The sequence below is a fragment of the Desmonostoc muscorum LEGE 12446 genome, from assembly GCF_015207005.2.
GTDB classification, from domain to species: domain Bacteria; phylum Cyanobacteriota; class Cyanobacteriia; order Cyanobacteriales; family Nostocaceae; genus Nostoc; species Nostoc muscorum.
In genome coordinates, this window is the sequence record NZ_JADEXS020000001.1 from 5,042,689 (window position 1) to 5,063,851 (window position 21,163).

The window sequence follows — 21,163 nt, forward strand, 5'->3', positions numbered from 1 at the left end:
AGTTATCTAAAAAGTATCATTTTAGCTAATTTCAACTAGAAGCAGTTTTTATAAAGAAAAGCAAACATCGTCAAACAATTATTGCCAGCTTAGATAATCTAAATACATAAAGGATGAATAAAAAAGCTTAGATTATTAAATTATCGCCTGCTAACTATCTGCAAATTTTCACAAAGATTTGCAGTTAAATTATGTGGCTACTTTAAACATCCCTCAGGGCATCTAAATGTGAACTAGTCTGTTGAGCCAAAAGTGCAGCAGCTAAATATTAAAAAAATTGGGGATGATGGAATTACCACGATCGCCGATAAAAATACTTACACTTTCTACTGAATGGTTCTTCTACCTGATTTTCATTTAGTGAAAACTGCAAAACTAGGTGAAAAAATACTGAGTATTTTGGCATTTTTACAAGTAAAAACGGTGATAAAAAACCATAACACCGAAATCAAGATAAATCAATATTGCCAGAGGAGGCTGAGATGGAAATCTTCGATTACGTGATTCTAGGAGCCGGATTGGGTGGACTTTCCGCCGCAGCTTGTTTAACCCGACAAGGCTACCGAGTAGCAGTTTTAGAACAACATTATCTACCTGGTGGATGCTGTCACACCTTTGATTATGGAGAATACAGTTTTTGTGCCGACGTTCATTACATTTCTCAATGTGGTTCTGGTCAGACTATAGGCCAATTTCTCGACTATATTGGTCAAGATATACCCTTTAATAGCCTCGATCGTGACTGTATCGATCGCGTCATTACACCAGAGGTAGATTTTAAAATTCCTTTGGGGTGGGATAATCTGCGATCGCGTTTACTTTCCACATTTTCAGAAGAAGCTGGTGCTATTAACCTTTACTGCGATGAAATTCAGCGACTCCACCAAGAAATTCGCAACTTGGTACAGGAAGTACGCTGGTTCGATCGCAAATTATCTGATTGGTTGAAGTTACCAAAATATTTTAATTTATTTTGCAAGCGGAAGTGGACACTACAAGATTTGTATAACGATGTGAGATTATCACCTAAACTGCAAGCAGTGTTGGCGGGACAAAGTGGCGACTATGCGCTACCTCCAGAAGAAATTGCCCTACTCACCCATACTTCCCTCGTTTGGGACTACTCAGAAGGCGCTTACTATCCAAAACATCACTTTAAACACCTTGTTGACACTATTGCGGACGTAATTACCGCAGGTGGAGGTGTAATTAAGTATTCAAACCGAGTTCACCATATTCAAGTTAGCAACCACAGTGTTCATAGCGTACTTGCCGATGGAATCACTTATCGAGCCAGCAAAGCTTATATCAGCGACCTTGACCCCAAATTAACAGTAGAGTTAATGCACGATTCTGAGGCTTTGAGTCACAAAGAACGTCAACGCCTTACCCATTACGAATACTCAGCGAGTGCTTTTAATATTTACCTGGGTTTAGATAGCCGCTTCGATCCTCAACGCTACGGCATCGGTAACTGGAATACTTGGTATTATCCCACAGGCAACCTCAACAAAGAATACCAACAACAATTGCAGGGAGATCTCAGCCATCCGTGGATTTTCCTCTCGTGTCCAACGATGAAATCCAGCGAACCAGGGATGGCGCCAGAGGGACATCACATTTTAGAGATTGCTACCGTCTGTTCCTATGAACCATTTGAATATCTGCATAAAACCAACCCAAAAGCCTATAAAACCAGAAAGCGGGAAGTTTATCAGCAGATGATGACAAGTGTGCGAGATTTGATTCCAGATGTAGATAACTACGCCCGAATGAAAGTTTACGGTACACCCACCACCAGCGAATTTTATCTCGGACAACCCCAGGGTAATATTTATGGTGCAAAATTAGTGCCGAAACAAGTTGGTTTAAATCGTCTGGGATATGTGACGGAATTACCGAACCTGTTTTTGGTAGGGGCGAGTGCTGGGTATCCCAGTGTACCGGGTGTAATTGGTAATGGGATGGATGTAGTGGAACTGTTGACAGGGCGATCGCCACGTCAGAAACTTGAAATAACCCAGCCTTTGGTAGGAGTTGGGTGACTTTAAATAAGCATAAAGTTTAATGTCTTTGTCGAATAGCTTTATATGATTACAGCAGATTGCAAGTTAGTGAGGTACAGATAATCGTAGGGGCACAACATGTTGTGCCCCTACCCGTGTACTTCATTTACCTGAAATACGCTGTATCATCAGGACTTACGCACAAAGATTATCTATTGAGACTGGGTGTAGGGGTGTAAGGGTTTTCATTAGATAATGAAGCGGCCGCTAATGATTTAGAAGCGTTATTAATACCAATTCGCAATTTGTAATACTCGCCAAGGCGTGAGAAGCAAGCTACGCAATTTGTGAAATTCAGATTGTATCTAGGTTTCAAGGTTTAAATCTGTTGCCGAATTTTAGGGAATTGGTATAACTCCAGCAGAAGTGTCCGTCAGAAAATATCCTAAAAAAAGCCCCTGGTATTTCTACCAGAGGTGAAGCATATAATACCATTTCACTTGATGTTTGTCTGAGATGCCCCTGTTTGTGCCTCTGCCTAAGCAAGAGGCTAGAGTGTTCCTAAAATATTACACCAAAAAGTGATTAGGTATAAATATTAGCCAACATTTGCCAATAGCAACTCTCGTTTTGCTGATTTTTGGACTTTTACTTGAGAGTCATCGTCAACATCGATAACCGCTGTGTCTCCATCTATAATTTCACCAGATAGCATTGCTTCGGCGAGAGAATCTTCTAAAAGGCGCATAATTGCTCGGCGTAATGGTCTGGCACCATAGCTGGGGTTATAGCCTTCCTGTACCACACGTTCTTTGAAGCGATCGCTAACTTCTAAAATGATTCCTTTTTCCGTTAAGCGCTTAGCAACATCACGGAGCATAATTTCAGCAATTTGCTTGACTTCATCCTTAGAAAGCTGGGTGAAGACGATAATCTCATCGAGACGGTTGAGAAACTCAGGACGGAAGTAAGCCTTCATTTCTTCATTTACCAAGTTGCGAATGCGGTTGTAACTAGCGTCCGCTTGAGTGTCAAAATCAAAGCCTAAACCACTACCACCTTTTTCAATCACCTTGGAACCGATGTTAGAGGTCAAAATGATTAGCGTGTTCTTGAAGTCCACTTTCCGACCTTTGGCATCAGTAAGTTGACCGTCATCCAAGATTTGCAGCAGCATATTGAATACATCGGGGTGCGCTTTTTCGATTTCGTCGAAAAGCAGCACTGAGTATGGTTTGCGCCGCACTAATTCAGTTAGCTGTCCGCCTTCATCGTATCCTACATAACCAGGAGGCGAACCAATTAATTTGGAGACGGTGTGGCTTTCCATGTATTCGGACATATCTAAGCGAATCATCGCTTCTTCCGAACCAAAGAAATAAGCAGCCAAGGCTTTAGCCAATTCTGTTTTCCCAACGCCAGTGGGGCCAGAAAAGATAAAGCTAGCGATGGGACGATTGGGATTTTTTAAGCCGACGCGGGCGCGACGGATGGCACGAGATACAGATGTAACTGCTTGCTCTTGACCGATGAGCCGCTGGTGCAGAGTGTCTTCTAAGTGCAGCAGCAACTCTGATTCAGATTCAGTTAGTTTGTTGACTGGTACACCAGTCCAAGAAGCCACGATTTGGGCGATGTCTTCTTCGTCAACTACAGTAGCATTGACAGATTTATCGTTTTCTGATGTGCCAGCTTGGAGTTGGGCTGTGAGTTCCAATTCTTGGTCGCGCAGTTGTCCGGCTTTGTCAAAATCCTGGACTCTGACTGCTGCTTCTTTGGCTTTGGTAACGCCAGCGAGTTCGCGCTTGAGTTCTTTATTGGGAGAACTTTGAGAGTTCCGCAAACGAACGCGGGAGCCAGCTTCATCAATCAAGTCTATTGCTTTATCTGGCAAAAAGCGATCGCTAATATACCTGTCTGACAACTTGGCTGCTGCTACCACCGCCGCGTCAGAAATTGTGACTTTATGGTGCTGTTCATAAGCACCGCGCAAGCCGTAAAGAATTTGTACGGTTTCCTCTACTGATGGTTCACCGACCATAATCGGTTGGAAACGACGCTCTAAGGCAGCATCACGTTCGATATGCTTGCGATATTCATCGAGGGTGGTTGCGCCGATACACTGGAGTTCACCCCGTGCCAAAGCGGGTTTGAGGATGTTAGCTGCATCCAAACCGCCTTCTGTACCACCAGCGCCAACCAAGGTGTGAATTTCGTCAATCACCAAGATGATATTGCCCACAGAACGGACTTCTTCCACGACCTTTTTGATCCGTTCTTCAAAATCTCCACGGAAGCGAGTTCCAGCCACCAAAGACCCCATATCGAGGCTGATGACTTGCTTATCTTGTAAAGTTTCGGGAACATCCTGATTAACAATACGCTGAGCTAGACCTTCAGCGATCGCAGTTTTACCAACTCCTGGTTCCCCAATCAATACTGGGTTATTCTTAGTGCGGCGACCGAGAATTTGGACAGCACGCTCGATTTCCTTCTCACGACCGACTACAGGGTCAAGTTGGCCTGCTTGTGCTAATTTGGTCAGATTTCTGCCAAACTCTTCCATAGTTAGCGTTTGGGTGCGCTTTTGATTACCACCACCAGCGAAAGCCGGCGCATTTTCACCCAAACGGCGAATAATCGCACTGCGGACACTCTTGAAGTCAACCCCTAGATTTTGCAGTACTTTGGCGGCCACACCTTCGCCTGCCTCGGTTAATCCTAAGAGTAAGTGTTCAGTATTAATGTAATTCTGTCCCAAACTATGAGCTTCTTTAAACGATTGCTCAAAGAGGCTTTTTACCTTGGGAGTAAAAGGAATTTCTGGTGGTACAAAGCCAGAACCCCTGCCAATAATTTTTTCTACCTCGCGGCGTGCGTCTTTGAGAGTAACGCCTAATTCGGCCAGCACTTTAGCAGCAACCCCAGTTCCTTCTCCCATCAAACCCAGGAGAATTTGTTCAGTTCCTACGAAGTTGTGTCCCAGGCGACGTGCTTCCTCCTGAGCTAGCATAATTACTCTAATGGCTTCGGAAGTGAAGTGTTCAAACATAGCGGGTTCTTGCTCCCTTGCTGCTTCGACTTTGGGTGAGATAAAATTCACCCTCATCTAAAGATTTTTGTATTTTCTTAAGAACTAATGTAACTTTATTTAAATTTAACTGGCAGTGGTGAGAGCCGTAAGACCTCAGGTGTAGTTGCCGTCTGGGGCATTGGGAGTGCTGAGTGGGGGATGTGGGGGAGATGAGGGAGATGAGGGAGTGTGGGGAGTGAGGGAGAATAATAACTCCTAACTCAGCACTCATAACTCAGCACTCTCAATGCCCCTTTGTCAGATAAACTAAAAACTCAGGACTCAGCACTTGATACTCAGGACTCACGATGAGTGAAGCAATGGGCGGAAAAGATCAACAACATCCTCTTTATAACCGCGATCGTCCCCTTATTGATATCTTACTCGCTCAACAAGCGACAGAATATAATTTAGCAGAATTAGCTAGATTGCGAATTCGTTATCAAGGCTTTCCAGGGGCGAGAGACATTCAAAAAGATTTGGATAAAGTCTTGCAGCAGTGGGGTTTGACGGAAGCCCAGCTTTTTGAAAAAACTCGCCAACTACACGACTTGGGCGGTATTTATAAAAGTCGCGGCAAGAAAGATGAACAGGATTGGAATTAGGGCATGGGGCATTGGGCATTGTTTATTTCCCCCCCTGCCTCCCCTGCCTCCCCTGCTCCCTCATCCCCCACTCCCTACTGCCCACTCAGCACTGGAATGGCGATCGCCAATTCTGTGCCTTTGCCTAACTCAGATGTGACTGTGAGTTTGCCGCTATGTTTTTCTTCGATAATCTGTCGGGAAATTGCTAATCCTAAACCTGTGCCTTTGCCTACTGGTTTGGTAGTGAATAAGTAATCAAATAATTTTTGCTTGACGTTTTCCGATATTCCTAGTCCGTTGTCTTGAATGTGGATGAGGATATGATGCCGATCTTCAGACAGGGTAGTTTTTATTGTGATCCGATTGGGATTGTCTTTGATTTGTTGGAAACTACGCTCTTTATTAGCTTCTTCTAAGGCATCAATGGCGTTGGCGAGGATATTCATAAATACTTGGTTGAGTTGTCCAGGAAAGCATTCTATTTGAGGTAGAACGCCGTAATCTTTGACTACTTCGATTACGGGACGATGTTCATTGGCTTTTAATCTGTGTTTGAGGATGAGTAGTGTACTGTCAATGCCTTCATGAATATTAAAAGGAACTTGACGATCGCTATCTCCTCTAGAGAAGGTGCGGAGACTGGTGCTAATACCACGGATGCGATCGCTTCCTTCTTTTAGGGAGGAGATGAGTTTGGGCAAGTCTTCTTGGAGGTAGTCTAAATCAATTGTGGCGATCGCTTCCTCAATTTCTGCTCCTGGATGGGGAAAGGTTTGCTGATAAAGTTTGATTAATCCTAATAAATCTTGAATATAATTCTCAGCAGGTTTGAGGTTACCTGCAATAAAGTTAATTGGGTTGTTAATTTCGTGGGCGATGGCTGTAACGAGGCTACCCAGTGCTGACATTTTTTCTTGTTGCACGAGACTGTATTGTGTCTGTTGTAAATCGTGCAATGCTTTAGTTAATTGTGCTGTTTGTTGTTCGATGGTGATTAAATCGCGGTATGACCTTAAAGCAGCGATCGCAGTTGTAATTAATTTTTGGCGAGTCAGTTCTATCTTCAGCTTATAGTCATTGATATCATAGTTCAAAATCACCGATTCTTCTGGCGCATCTCCTGGTTGTCCTGTGCGTAAAATCACCCGCACAATCTGATTTTTCAATTCCTCCCGAATGTACTGAATCACCCTTAATCCAGCATCATTAGTTTCTGGAGTTTAGACTAGTCTAAACTCCAGAAACTAAGGTTTTCAACAATATAAATACCCGACTGGAGAAACTCTTCTAACTCTATTTTTCCAGCTAACTGCAATTGAGATAACGAACTACCACCAAAGTCTTCTAATACTAAAACTGGTCGTTGTTGATGAATTTACAAACCGTAAACTTGGACAACTCCTGAAAGATGGAGATTGTGAATAATGTGATATTCCCGCTGATAACAAGCAATGCTTTCTGGCGAAGGATAAATATCTCGGAGAGTTTTGAGAATTACAGGTTTGTTATCTGCTTCCCGGTAGCCTCGATATATTACAGAGTTACTACTTTCGTAAATTTGTTCAATGACTTGATAGCCGGAAAGCGTCAGCATAGTTTGGATACTCCTCAAAAGTGGGTTAATACTATCCCAGTTAGTTTGTTAGAGTTAGTGTACCCATCAGCTTGCTGGAGTTTTAGCCGATGCTTAAGGGAAATTTATACTATTTTGGATTGTGAAATAGTTAGTAGATAAGCTTTTTGGCTTTTGAAGGTGGATAAAAATTATCGAAAATAAGTTTCTCTGTAAGGGACTTCCAGAAAATAAATTATCCCAAATTATTTGTACATTTTTCGGTTAGCACAGCTGTGCTAACCTACTATGGAATATTTTTTGCCTTGGAAGTCCCTAACCTCTTATCTGTGTGTTATCTGCGGCTGGAGTGGTCAAATAAATAACTTTCATACCACAGAGGCGTAAAGGACACAGAGAAAAATAAAGAGATTTTATACATCAGACAGATTAATCTTGGAAATCGTAGATATTAGCTAAAGTACAATAACTTGCATTATAGGAAATACTGATGAGTCGTTCAAAATTAGTTGCCATTCTTACAGGTGCGATTTCTGTTATTTTAGCGATCGCCTACCTCATTCTCGTCCAACTCCTGGACTACCGGGACATGAAACCCGCCCCCATCAGCCAATTTGACCAAGCGCCTGTTATTATTTCTAATTTTTGGCAGATTGACAAAATTGCAGAAGTATAGTTTACATTTAGTTGACTTGTAGAGACCCAATGAATCACGTCTCTTTTCCTTTAAATGTCTATTAAATAGGGGCATAGGGCTAGCTGTACGCCCCTATTTAATGTCAATCGATAAAACTAATGATGACTATAGGTTAATACCACGCCCAATTCATAGATAAAAAGTAATAGCTATTATTTATGTAATCAATGGTAAACATATAAGATTTAATTACCATAATTATCTTAGATTTATTTAAATAAAGTAATTCCATTTGGACGCATATAAGGGTAAGCTATTTTTAACAAGATTAAATAAATATAAATTCGCCTGATTTGCGAATGCTAGGTTTACAGGGATCAACTCAAGTTGATTCAAAACCGCGAAATTTTGATGAAATTTATAGAGGTTGATTGATGGCTCAGTTTCTACTAGAGACTGTTTGGCTAGTTCCGTGCTATGCCTTAATAGGTGGGTTGTTAGCGGTGCCTTGGTCACCGGGGATAATTCGGAAAACAGGACCAAGACCAGCGGGCTATGTCAACTTGGTAATGACATTTTTCGCTCTTGTACATAGTGCGATCGCTTTACAAGCAACTTGGAACTATCCACCCCAAGAAGTATTTATCCCTTGGTTATCTACCGCTGGTTTAGACTTGACCATCGCTTTGGATATTTCTTCCATTAGTGTCGGCGCTTTAGTCGTGATCACTGGCTTGAATTTGCTGGCGCAGATTTATGCCATCGGTTACATGGAAATGGATTGGGGTTGGGGACGCTTCTATTCCCTATTGGGATTATTTGAAGCAGGACTTTGCGCCCTTGTTCTGTGTAATAACTTGTTCTTCAGCTATGTAATTTTGGAAATTCTGACGCTGGGAACGTACCTGTTAGTCGGTTTATGGTTTAGTCAGCCTTTGGTTGTCACAGGTGCAAGAGATGCTTTCTTAACCAAACGGGTGGGAGACTTATTCTTGCTGATGGGTGTGTTGGGGTTATGGCCTCTAGCTGAAACTTGGAATTACACAGAATTAGCGGAGTGGGCGAGTACAGCCAATGTCAACCCAACAGTAATCGGATTGGTGAGTTTAGCTTTAATTGCGGGACCGATGGGTAAATGTGCCCAGTTCCCGTTGCATCTGTGGTTGGATGAGGCGATGGAAGGCCCTGTTCCCAGTACGATTTTGCGGAATTCGGTAGTAGTTGCTAGTGGTGCATGGGTGTTGATTAAACTGCAACCGGTGTTAAGCCTGTCGCCTTTAGTTTCCTCAGCAATGGTAGGGATTGGTGCAGTGACGGCGCTTGGTGCTTCGTTAATAGCGATCGCTCAAATCGATATGAAACGCTGTCAATCTTATTCTGTCAGTGCATACATGGGTTTAGTATTCATCGCTGTGGGAGTGCAACAAGACGAAGCAGCACTATTGTTAGTCCTCACCCACGCCCTCTCCGCAGCACTATTGGTAATGAGTACTGGGGGAATTATCTGGAATAGCATCACCCAAGACGTAACCCAAATGGGTGGACTGTGGAAACGTCGCCCAATTTCCGGAATCGCCTTTATTGTCGGCAGTTTGGGGTTAATTGGTTTTCCACCACTAGGTAGCTTTTGGGCGCTGATGGAATTAGCAGATGGGTTGTGGGAAACTCAACCTTGGTTAGTGGGAGTCATAATCGCGGTAAATGCTTTGACAGCCGTGAGTTTAACCAGAGAATTCGCTTTACTTTTTGGCGGTAAAGCTACACAAATGACAGAGCGATCGCCTGAAGCTCACTGGCCGATGATTCTGCCGATGATGATTCTACTTGGCTTTAATCTACATCTTCCTTTCATCTTGCAAAACTTATCACTTATACCAGATTGGGCAAGCCTAAATAAAGATGTCGCACTACTTTTAAATTGGTCGAGTATTTTCGGTTGCACTATCACTGGTGTGATTTATTTCAGCAATATTCCCAAACCGATTCGTTTGCCTTGGAAAGGTCTACAAGACTTAATCGCATACGATTTTTACACACCTAATATTTATCGGATGACGATTATTTTCAGCGTTGCCAAAATTTCCCAACTTGCCGATACAATTGACCGCTTTGTAGTCGATGGCATTGTTAATTTGGTTGGTTTATTTTCCCTCTTGGGTGGCGAAAGTCTCAAGTACAGCACCTCTGGTCAAACCCAGTTTTATGCCTTCACCGTGCTTTTAGGAGTGGGTGCTTTAGGAATGTGGGTTAGTTGGCCATTTTGGGGAGTACAGTTTTTAGATTTGATTTTCTAAATCTCAGCATTCGGGTACTTAATACTCGTTTTGACAACCTGACTTTAATATTGTGAGGAAAATTCCATGAGCGTACAACATCCCCAAATCAATGTTTCTAGAAGAAATTTACTGAAGTTTGGTGCAGGTGCGATCGGTACAGGTGTGGTAACAGTTGGACTTGCTTCCAACTTAGTTGCACCCGAAAAATCGTTAGCACAAGAATCTCCCGCAAAAGAAGATGACATAACTCCTGATAAAGCATTGCAAGAGTTACTAGATGGCAATGATAGGTTTGTTAAAAGCAAACGTAAAAACCCCCACCAAAGTTATTCACGTTTAGCCGAAGTTGCCAAAGGTCAAAAACCCTTTGCTTCGATTCTAGGTTGTGCAGATTCACGAGTTCCTTCAGAAATTGTTTTTGACCAAGGACTGGGAGATTTATTTGTCTGCCGTATAGCTGGGAATATTGCCACATCAGAAGAAATTGGTAGTCTAGAATTTGGCAGTTTAGTATTAGGTTCAAAAGTGATTTTGGTGCTGGGACATGAAAGATGTGGTGCTGTAGATGCCACAATCAAAGGCGCTCAAGTCCCAGGAAGAATTGGGAGTTTAATTGAAGCGATAAGACTAGGTGTAGAAAGGTCTAAAGACAAACCAGGCGATCGCTTAGAAAACGCTGCTAAAGCCAATATTTTGGTGCAAGTTGAAACGTTGAAATCATCATCAGTTTTATCTGAGTTAATTAATGGAGGCAAACTCAAGATAGTTGGTGGCTACTACGATTTGGATACTGGTAAAGTCAGCCTGGTTAGTTAGTTTTTTCATCCATTGTCATTGGTCATTAGAACACACTAAAACTGACAAATGACAATGGACAACTGACAAAGAACAAAGGACAAAGTTATCATGTTAAGTGTTTTAATTTGGCTACCAATTCTTGCTGCTATATTGATAGCAGTATTACCTGCAAATATCCCTAATAATCGCATTCGTTTAGCAGCACTATACTTTTCCGGAATAGTTTTTGCATGGAACATTGCTATCCTGTTGAAATTTGATATCAGCAATCCCGGAATGCAATTCAAAGAGTATTTACCCTGGAATGAAACTCTGGGTTTGAGTTATCAATTAGGTGTTGATGGGCTTTCTATATTAATGTTGGTGTTAAATAGCCTGCTCACCTGGATTGCTATTTACAGCAGCAGTAAAGAAACTGAACGTCCCCGGCTGTTCTACTCGATGATTTTATTAGTGAGTGGAGGAGTTGCAGGTGCTTTCTTAGCAGAAAATTTACTCCTATTTTTCTTGTTCTACGAACTAGAATTAATTCCCTTCTACTTACTAATATCTATTTGGGGAGGGCAAAAACGGGCTTATGCTGGAATTAAATTCCTGATTTATACTGCTGTTTCGGGAGCATTAATTCTGGCGACATTCTTAGGGATGGTGTGGTTGAGTGGTTCTACCAATTTTGCTTTTGATGCAGTCTCTACAGAAAACCTCTCAACAGCAAAACAAATCCTTTTACTAGCAGGAATAGTAGTAGGTTTTGGCATCAAAATTCCTTTAGTTCCCTTCCATACTTGGTTACCGGATGCTTATGTTGAAGCTTCAGCGCCAATTGCCATACTTCTGGGCGGCGTTTTAGCAAAGCTGGGAACCTATGGACTGTTGCGATTTGGGTTGGGTATGTTTCCCAATGCTTGGAGTATTATTGCACCGACTTTGGCAATTTGGGGAGCAATTAGCGCTATCTATGGAGCGGTAGTTGCGATCGCTCAAAAAGATATCAAGCGCATGGTAGCATACAGTTCCATCGGTCACATGGGTTATGTATTGTTAGCTAGTGCCGCTAGCACTTCCCTAGCGCTTGTTGGTGCAGTCGCCCAAATGTTCAGCCACGGTATCATCCTGGCCATCCTCTTTCATTTGGTGGGAGTCGTGGAAGCCAAAGTCGGCACCCGCGAGTTAGATAAACTCAATGGTTTAATGAGTCCCATCCGTGGTTTACCCCTAATTAGTGCTTTACTCGTTTTAAGTGGTATGGCTAGCGCAGGTATTCCCGGTTTAACAGGATTTATCGCTGAATTTATCGTCTTTCAAGGCAGCTTTTCTGTCTTTCCCATCTCAACAATTTTGTGTGTAGTAGCTAGTGGCTTAACCGCAGTTTATTTTGTCATTCTTCTCAACCGCACATGTTTTGGCAGACTTGATAACTTAGCCTATTATCCCAAAGTCCTTTGGTCTGAGAAAATCCCAGCTTTAATTTTGGCAGCTTTTATCATCTTTTTGGGAATACAACCCACTTGGTTAGTACGTTGGAGTGAATCCACAACTACAACAATGGTAGCTGCAATTCCCTCCATAGAAAAAACCACCAACTCTCAAGTAGCACTGGAGTATAATCAGGAGTCAGAATTCAGAATTCAGAATTCAGAATACTCTACTCACAAAGCGATAGAGTTTTAATCAGGAATAATGTTTAAAATTTGTTTCGCCTACAAAAACCAAGTTTTGAAACCAATATTCACACCTTCGCGGACTCGTTACCGCTGCGCTATCACCCAGTCTTACAGAATTCATGCTGAATTCTGACCGGAGGCGGAGCGTCTCCGGCTCCGCTCCTGAATTCTGAATTCTCTTCATAAAATAAGAGAATTATGTAGGCATTGCTAAGGAGAAAAGATGAATCTCACATTAGTTCCCAGTGGTCTTGTTTTATTTCGCTTTTTAATATCTCCATTCCTCTTGTGGGATGCCTTAGATGGTAAAACTAGTGTTTGGTTCATCGTTGGTTTTGTAGCAGCCTTCCTCTCAGATATTTTCGATGGCATTATTGCCCGACGACTAAATGTTAGTAATGCCCAGTTGCGGCAAGCCGACAGTTGGGCTGATGTCTGCCTTTTTAGCTGTATCTTCATCAGTGCGTGGCTAATACATCGAGATATTTTGATTGCTTACCGTGTCCCTTTGTTGATAGTTGTTTTTGTGCAAATCGTGTGGTGGGTGGTGAATTTAGTCAAATATGGTAAACCCGCCAGCTATCACACCTACTCGGCAAAATTTTGGGGAATCACTCTTTTTATTGCCATTATTGCCCTGTTTGGCTTTAGTTATGCCGGAGTCACTTTATGGATAACTTGTATCGCTGGGACAATTTACAGCGTTGAAGAAATCGCCATGACGCTAATCTTGCCAGTTTGGACACATGATGTTTTAAGCATTTTTCATGCCTTGAATATTCGTCAAGAATTAATAACACCAATTACCGACTACCATGACAGCAATTAAAACAGCGACTAAATTACCTCCTTCCAGACATGAATTTTCTGAAGTAATTCATCGCCTAGAAGCAGGCGGGGCAATGTTACCCGATACCCCAGAAAATTTGATGCAAATCATCGGGTTATACAAAGCTTATGCTGTGCCGATGGACTTTTATTGGCGTGACTTACTTTATATTGCTGAAAACGTATTTTTAGACCCATTGCCTTTCTTTAAATACTTCTTGCCCAAAGAGTATTTAGACCTACATAATCATTACGCTGGTGATGATGCCGATTTGCGAATTTGGCGCGGTGAAGCCACAGCCCATCCAGAACTTTTGGCATTTATAGAGAAAGGTGAAACTTTCAAAATGCCCAAGTTATTGCATCACTTGTTCCACGATCGCATTAATATGGAATTTGCCGAAGCTTGTATGCGGGCGATGTTGTGGCACCGGGGTATGGGCGGGCAATTTGACCCCTACCTAGATTCAGCAGAATACAAAGCCAACGCCGATAAAGCAATTAAAGCTTACTTCCAAGGCAACCCAGTGATGCTGGGGCTTTACAAGCTGTTCCCTGATATGTTTTTGGAACAGTGCCGCCAGATGTCATACTACGCCAATCTGGGTTTGTTCTGGGAAGTCATGGCGCCGGTGTTTTTTGAAATGTCCGACAGGTATGACGAAGGCACTATTAGCAGCGTCCCGGAGGCAATGAACTTCCTAGTTAATGGTATATTTGCGATCGCAGGTCGTCCCATTTACCATCACGTTTATATTCGTGGCAAATGCTACGAAATTATCCCCAAATCCAAGGGTTTCATGTGGCTGTATGAAGCAGCGTTACCCTATGTGGAAGCTGTTTTCTACCGCACCGCACCTTTCCGAGGGACAAAATCTTATAATGCTCAAGCACGTCAAGTACCAGAAGACCAAAAAGACTTTCACTTTGGCATTCTTTACGCTGATGTATTTCCAGTAGGTACTGCTGGCATTCCCCCCACATTATTAATGCAAGATATGTTGCATTTTTTGCCACCATATCTTGTTGATTATTACAGCCAACATTGCCGGGGTGAAGAAGATATGTTGATTCAGTTAGGAGTTAGTTTTCAACGTTCAATGTATTGTGTTACTTCTGCGGTAATTCAAGCCTTGCGAACTGCACTTTTATATCCATTAGATGACCCAAATCCCAAGCATTTACAAGCTAATCGAGAATTCTTTGAAATGCAGTTAAATCGCTTTACTCGTCCCGAATATAACATTCGTGATGCTGCGCGTTTGGGGAGTATTCAAAGTCAAGATTATCGATAAGAGAAGCGTCAGAATACACAACTCAGAAGTCAGAATTCAGAATTTATCAGGAAATTACAGCGGATTTCAAGAAGCGTGAAGTACACAACTTCACTCTCAAAGCCAAGCATAAAGCCCATTCTAATTCAGAATTCTGACTCCTGAATTATGAATTCTCTATTCTGACTCCTTTTGATGCCTTACCAATTCAACTACTAGCAAATCTTGTCAACAATTCCTCGCGGGATAATTCGAGTAACAAGCGGCTGTACTCCGGCGGTGTTAACTTTAGCAAAGGCTCAATTATTCGTTCTAATTCCTCATCCAGCAAACCAAACCGGACGCACAACAAATTTTCTACAACTTGGCGCTGTCCTTCTTGCAGTGTAGCTTCCCGCCATTCTAAGTAAGCTTGCGATAAGTTCATAATTACCTCTTGGTCATCTTCGGTAATGTTTTCCTGGTTTATGACAGTTATTCGCCAACTGGTAATCAGTTCTTGGATATTTCGTCGTAATGGGTTGTTTTGAGGAAGTGACAGTAATTCGCTGACGGCTTGGCGTTGCGTTTGTCCTTTTCCTAAAATCCTCAGCCATAGGGTTTCAATACTCAGTGGTAACTGGTTAATTGCTACTATTACTGTCCTGAATGAGTCAGGTAGAAAGTAAACACCCGCTAGCCAATTATCTGTATCTAATCTAGCGCCAAAACTCTCAAGTAAATTCGTTGAAGCTGAAGTTGCCAAAATCCATAGGCGCGGTAAATTTTCGTCTGGTAAAGATGTATTTTCGCGTTTAGCTTTGCATTGCGATTCTCCATAAACAGAAAATAGCTTCAGCAGACAATTTCGCACCTCGGTTTTACTGGGCTGATTGCGGAAAGGTTCCAATAACGATGCTGTTGTCGCAATTCTACCAAGTAAACCAAGAGATTGAATATCAGCATTGCCCGGAGGTGCGGGAGAAAATAAGATATCTATTTGGCGAACTTCATCTGTGACTTCTCGACTTACTTCTACCTTTCCAATATTGTTTAGCGAATTGATCGTGTAGTTGTCGGATCATGTTATGTATTAGCCGATTTTTTGCCTGATGCGATACTAGTCAACTCCATAATTTTCTCAAACTGAAAATTCTGAGCTAAATCTGTCAGACAATTTCGCAGTGCAGCATTTTCAAATGGTATTTGCTCAATCAATTCTAAAATTAGATCGTCGCTGCATTGAGCGGCGGCCTTATACACCTGTTTCACCCATTCAGGTGACATTGCAGATATCAGAGGAGCTAAATCTGTAAGCATCAGCATTGATTCTGCTCCTTCTTGATTTCGGTTTTGTGTCTGATAGATTTCTTCTTGATAAATATATTGGACTCCTAAATATTTTCTCAATTTTTCTAGTAATTCTTCTTCACGGAATGGCTTGTTAATAAAATCATCGCAACCTGCTTCGATCATTGCCTCTCGTTGTTCCTCAAAAGCATGAGCAGTTAAGGCAATAATTATAGTCTTGCGATTTTTGATTTTGGATCGCACCTTTGGTGCGGTTCCAGCACAACTTAGATTTTGGATTGCGATTTTTTCTCGGCACAAATGCTCGTCTACGCTGATTTGTCTGTGTTCCCTTGCTTTAATTTCTTTTGTGGCTTCGTAGCCGTTCATAATCGGCATCCGCATATCCATTAATATGAGGTGTGGTTGCCATTGCTGCCAAAGTGCGATCGCTTCTTGACCATTTGCAGCTTCTTCTACAACAAAACCAATGGATGTGAGAATTTTTATTAGTACTAAACGGCTATCTTTAACGTCATCAACTACTAAGATGCGGCATTCGTTTTGAGCAGGCGCTAAACTCGAAATTCGCCGTCTCATTTGCTTGATGTGTACTTCACTGGCTGCTGCTATGCTAATTTGAATATCAAAGGCAAATCTACTCCCCTCGCCAACAGTACTGGTAACGCTAATATCTCCCCCCATTAGTTGCACATATTTACGGCTAATTGCTAAACCCAGTCCTGTTCCCTGCTGGGATTTCCTTCCGGTTTCAGTTTGCCCAAAAGCTTCAAACAACAAGTTAATTTCTTCTGGGGCAATACCGCAACCAGTGTCTTGGATCTCAAAAATTAGGGATTGGGGATTAGGGATTGGGGATTGGGCACAAGAGAAAGACTTATGCAGCTTTCCCCCTTTTGCTTCCCAGTCCCCAGTCCCCAGTCCCCAATCTCCAGTTCCCATCCCTACCCGCAACGTCACCCTCCCAGTATCGGTAAATTTAATTGCATTTCCCAGGATGTTCAGCAAGACTTGACGCAGTTTACTTTCATCGGCTTGTACGAACTGGGGCAGGTCAGATGTATATTCAAATACCAATTCTAATCCTTTGGAGGTGGCGCGGAAACGCAGCATTTCTTCGAGGTTTTCCAAGAGGCGAATTAAGTCAAAACTGCCCAGATTCAATGTAATTCTGCCAGCTTCGATTTTAGACATTTCCAGAATGTCGTTAATTAAGTTGAGAAGATGTTCGCCTGCACGATTGATGATTGCTAAGTTTTGTTGATGTTCGGTAGATAAAGCACCATCGTGGCTCATGAGTTGGGTAAAACCAAGGATGGCGTTGAGTGGGGTACGTAGTTCGTGGCTCATGTTGGCGAGGAATTCGCTTTTGGCGCGGTTGGCAGCATCAGCAACAATCACAGCTTCTTGCAGTGCTTGTGATTGCTTTTGCATTTGTGCGAGCAATTGTGCCTGCTGTAAAGCAACTCCCAACTGATTGCTAATTTGAACTACGATGTTGACTTCTTCTGGCTTCCATTGGCGGAGATCGGAATTTTGATAACTCGCCAGTAACCCCCAAAGGTGATTACCAGATAAAATAGGCACAATAATGTAAGCTTTTGCCTGAAAGCGTTCTAAGAGTTTGATATAAGAGGGACGAAACCCAGCGTTGTAGATATCAGGAATGGAGCGGAAACTTGCATCTTGTGTGTATACACCTTGAAAGAAGGTATCTTGCCCTTGGTTATCTGCCCCATCCAAGATTTTCGTTAGGCAACGGCCATTTTCTAAGACATTTTCTGTCAGACGGGGGTCATTTTTTTGTTCTTCGATCAGCGAAATCCAACCCTCTGCTACTGACTCAGAAATAAATTCCCCACTCCAGTTGCCATTGAAACGATAGACAGCAACCCGATCGCAATTAAGTACTTGCCGTAATTCTTGGGTTGTGGCGGCAAATATAGTCTCTAAATCCAGTGTTTGACGCATCCTTTGAATCACTTCGGCGATCGCTCTTTCTCGCTCTGCACTCTCGCGCAAAGCTTCTTCGGCCAATTTTATCTCGGTAATATCTGTAATCATACCGATGTAGCCTTTAATTTCTCCATCTTCTCCAAATTCGGGCAAAGCCTGACAAATTACCCAGATGATTGTGCCATTTTTATGCCAGAAGCGATGTTCGTATTTATATTTACTGCCAAATGTTCTTGCTTGATTCCATGCTATTAACAGCTGCTCGCGGTCATCTGGATGTATGGCATTTGCCCAACCTGTACCCAGAGATTCTTCGACGGTGCAACCAGTAATTTCACTCCAGCGTTGATTAAAATATAATACATTACCTTCAACATCAGTATAAAATATACAAGCTGGCGAAGCTTCTGCTAAAAGTTGATATCGCTGTCTACCTTCCTGCAAAGCCAATTCTGCCAACTTGCGATCGCTGATATCTGCCCAATAACCAACGCATTCTATGGGATTACCAGCTTCGTCACGAATTAATCTCATCTTTTCGTAGAACCAATGATAAGTTCCGTCAGCGTGTAACCACCGATATTCGTAGGATTTGTACTCCTGCTCAACTAACTGAGAAAATTTTTTGGAAATTAGTTCAACATCTTCTGGGTGGACGCGATCGAGCCAAAAATTAGAATTCTCAATAAATTCCTGCGCTTCGTAACCAACCATTGCTCTAACATTCTTACTAATAAAAGTAGTGCTAAAGTCTTCTGATGTTTTGCTGCTATAAATAACTACAGGACTAGAAGTGAGCAGATATTGTAGACGTTCATTGACTAAACCCAGTTGTTGTTCAACGCGTTTGCGCTTAATTAACCCACCCAACTGAGCAGCAACAGCACTTACTAGTAAGAGCAAACGCCGATCAATTAATACTGAACTATGTTTAAAAAATACTAAAACAGCTAATACTTCGTCACCAGCCAAGATAGGAACGCCAAAACCAGCTTTTAATCCGACATTTGCGGCTTGTGGCGATCGCAAAAAAATCGGCTCTCTCACTTGGGAAACATCCTCTATCCATTCTGCCTCCTGGTTCTGCCAAACTCGCCCTGGTAGTCCCACTCCTAAAGGGAATTTAACACTTTTGCTTTGGTGGCAGAATTCTTCTAAACTGTTTTCCTCTCCATACCAACCCAGACTGTGTTCTAAAACGGTGCCATCTTCATTGGGTATCCAGGCTTCCCCAAAATCCCAGCCAATGGTCTGACAAATTAACCCCAAGACCACTCCTAAGGCGTTGCTGACATCACTGGCGCGAGTGATGGCTTGGGTTGTTAACAGCAACAAACGGCTTTCATTTTCTGCTTGCTTGCGTTCAGTAATATCTTTGGCGGTGCCTAGCACATACCATTGTCCGTCAATGTCGATCATTTCCGCACTAAACAAGGTCGTCCTGATTTCTCCGGAACAAGTGCGAACATCAACTTCGTGGTTGCGAATGGCTTTAGTTTGTTGCAGGATCTGGGTGAGGAGATTATATTCTTCTGGATTTGCCCAAATATTCAATTCTCCATCGGTGCGATCGATCACTTGAGAACGAGAATAACCAAAAAACCGACAAAAGCTGTCGTTAACTTCGATATAGCGTTTGTCAGGAACAGTAATTAAAGCAATTGGATCGGGAGATGAGCGAAAAGCTGATGCTAACTTTTTTTCAGAAGCGCGTCGCGCCGCTTCTGCGCGTTGGCGGGAGCGTACTTCCATTACCAGAGAGGCTAAATTTCCCAGAGAACGAGCAAAATTTTGATCTTCTAATGTCCAAGAATGGACACCCCCCACCGCTTCCAGACATAAAACTCCTACTGTTTTTCCCTCCAACCTGATGGGTGTATCGAGTATGGAAGTGATGCCTAATCTTGAATAAGACGCCGAAAATTCTTTCGTTCTAGGATCAATGTGGGCATTATCTGTGACAATTAGCTGGTCTTGCTGCAAAGCTGCAAAATAAGCTGGATAGTCTGTTACCGATAAGGAAACTCCTTCGCTATGTTGATTCTGACTCGCCTGAAATAGGTCAAGACACTGGATTTTTGTCATTGTTTCGTCATACAGCCACACACTGGCTCGTTCCACTCCAATATTTTGGGTGGCTGTTTCTGTAATCGCACTCAAGGCTGCTTTCAAATCACCCTGATAAAGCGTTTGATTTTGTGCTAATTGTGTTAGTACTAAGTTATGAGTGCGGAGCTTAATCCCACTTTCTTCCAGAATTTTAAAATTTGTTGGTAAAGCTTTCTTAACGCTAATTTCTGGAAAAATTTCTTGTGTTTGTCTATTGCGAATATTTAACTCAACTCTCAGGCGCTGACGTTCTTGAATCTCTTCTTTTAACTGTTTTTTTAGTCTTTGAATATTGAGTTGATTTTGGATGCGGAATAAAACTTCTTTAGGTTTGAATGGTTGAGTAATATAATCAACATCGTTAAAATCAAAGACGTTGATTTTTTGACATAATTCATCTGAAGTGCCAAAAAAAACTATCGGAATATTTGGAGTTTTGTAGTGATCTTTCAACTGATGGCAAACTTCATAACCATCTATGTCTGGCATAATAACATTTAGCAAAATTAAATCAGGAGGACAAGGAAGCGCTGTATTGATTGCCAGTTGTCCATAAATAAGACTTTGCACTTGATAACCTTGGTCTTGAAGGATATCTGATAAAAAATCCAAATTCTCTAAGTTATAATCAACTAATAAAATTTTGATTTTTTGAGCATCCATGTCAGTGATTGAGTTAATTTTTAATTACAAATCATTTTGGAATCAGACTGAATAGTAAACCATAAATTAAAGATTAGACAAAATGAACAAAGTCAGCGCCAAGCGCACGCTAGGGGAGTACAACTAAGATAAAAATATCTATCCCCTACTCCCCACTTCCTATTTTTAACACATAAGAACATGTAATAAATTACACAAAAAGAATATTAAAATCTTTTACCTCCTACACACTGTAGGGGTTCAGCATTGCTAAACCCCTACTCCCTATTTTCAAGACAGCCGATCATGTAATAAATTACACAACGAAGGCATGAAAATATTCCTTTCCCAGTGCCCAGCCCCCATTTTAAAGACAGCTAATCACGGGAAAATCCCACAAATAAGGATAAAAAAGGAATATATCCTACAGACGCCATTAATAGCGTCTCT

The 21,163-nt window shown here is 42.0% G+C and carries 13 protein-coding genes; 8 read left to right on the plus strand and 5 right to left on the minus strand.

Annotation, left to right across the window (positions count from 1 at the left end; all coding sequences use genetic code 11):
* The first annotated feature begins 482 nt into the window (after positions 1-482).
* On the plus strand, positions 483-2,045 hold the full coding sequence (locus IQ276_RS21570) for a phytoene desaturase family protein (RefSeq protein ID WP_235115856.1): 1,563 nt from the start codon (positions 483-485) through the stop codon (positions 2,043-2,045).
* Between the two features lie 559 nt (positions 2,046-2,604).
* On the opposite strand, the gene IQ276_RS21575 is transcribed toward IQ276_RS21570, so the two are convergent.
* A complete protein-coding gene (locus IQ276_RS21575; protein WP_193919775.1) occupies positions 2,605-5,058 on the minus strand; it encodes an ATP-dependent Clp protease ATP-binding subunit in 2,454 nt (817 codons plus the stop codon).
* Positions 5,059-5,387: 329 nt separating this feature from the next.
* Here IQ276_RS21575 and IQ276_RS21580 point away from each other — a divergent pair, with 329 nt between their 5' ends.
* The gene (locus tag IQ276_RS21580) at positions 5,388-5,684 is read left to right on the plus strand and encodes a DUF3288 family protein (protein ID WP_190881816.1); all 297 of its coding nucleotides are present in this window, start codon (positions 5,388-5,390) and stop codon (positions 5,682-5,684) included.
* A gap of 74 nt (positions 5,685-5,758) precedes the next feature.
* On the opposite strand, the gene IQ276_RS21585 is transcribed toward IQ276_RS21580, so the two are convergent.
* Positions 5,759-6,856 (minus strand): sensor histidine kinase, encoded by a 1,098-nt coding sequence (locus IQ276_RS21585; protein WP_235115857.1) that lies wholly within the window; start codon positions 6,854-6,856, stop codon positions 5,759-5,761.
* A 185-nt stretch (positions 6,857-7,041) separates the two neighbouring features.
* Entirely contained in the window at positions 7,042-7,260 is a 219-nt protein-coding gene (locus tag IQ276_RS21590; protein ID WP_193920752.1) for a hypothetical protein, read from the minus strand.
* A 469-nt stretch (positions 7,261-7,729) separates the two neighbouring features.
* On the opposite strand from IQ276_RS21590, the gene IQ276_RS21595 reads away from it, so the two are divergent.
* The 6 genes from IQ276_RS21595 (at position 7,730) to IQ276_RS21620 (ending at position 14,737) form a co-directional block, all read left to right on the plus strand.
* Entirely contained in the window at positions 7,730-7,915 is a 186-nt protein-coding gene (locus tag IQ276_RS21595) for a hypothetical protein (RefSeq protein ID WP_193920750.1), read from the plus strand.
* Positions 7,916-8,310: 395 nt separating this feature from the next.
* Positions 8,311-10,170 carry an NAD(P)H-quinone oxidoreductase subunit F gene (locus IQ276_RS21600; RefSeq protein WP_193920747.1) on the plus strand — a complete coding sequence of 620 codons (1,860 nt, stop codon included), beginning with the start codon at positions 8,311-8,313 and terminating at the stop codon, positions 10,168-10,170.
* A 66-nt stretch (positions 10,171-10,236) separates the two neighbouring features.
* Positions 10,237-10,968, plus strand: coding sequence for a carbonic anhydrase (locus IQ276_RS21605; RefSeq protein ID WP_193920745.1), 732 nt, complete (start codon positions 10,237-10,239; stop codon positions 10,966-10,968).
* A 90-nt stretch (positions 10,969-11,058) separates the two neighbouring features.
* Positions 11,059-12,621, plus strand: coding sequence for an NADH-quinone oxidoreductase subunit M (locus IQ276_RS21610; protein WP_193920743.1), 1,563 nt, complete (start codon positions 11,059-11,061; stop codon positions 12,619-12,621).
* Between the two features lie 216 nt (positions 12,622-12,837).
* The gene (locus IQ276_RS21615) at positions 12,838-13,443 is read left to right on the plus strand and encodes a CDP-alcohol phosphatidyltransferase family protein (protein ID WP_190881819.1); all 606 of its coding nucleotides are present in this window, start codon (positions 12,838-12,840) and stop codon (positions 13,441-13,443) included.
* Entirely contained in the window at positions 13,430-14,737 is a 1,308-nt protein-coding gene (locus IQ276_RS21620; RefSeq protein WP_235115858.1) for a CO2 hydration protein, read from the plus strand. Before IQ276_RS21615 ends, IQ276_RS21620 begins: the two co-directional genes overlap by 14 nt.
* A gap of 187 nt (positions 14,738-14,924) precedes the next feature.
* Here IQ276_RS21620 and IQ276_RS21625 read toward each other — a convergent pair whose 3' ends face one another.
* Complete coding sequence (locus IQ276_RS21625; RefSeq protein ID WP_309245602.1) at positions 14,925-15,569, minus strand: hypothetical protein; 645 nt, start codon at positions 15,567-15,569, stop codon at positions 14,925-14,927.
* Positions 15,570-15,781: 212 nt separating this feature from the next.
* On the minus strand, positions 15,782-20,734 hold the full coding sequence (locus IQ276_RS21630) for a PAS domain S-box protein (protein ID WP_235115859.1): 4,953 nt from the start codon (positions 20,732-20,734) through the stop codon (positions 15,782-15,784).
* Positions 20,735-21,163: the final 429 nt, after the last annotated feature.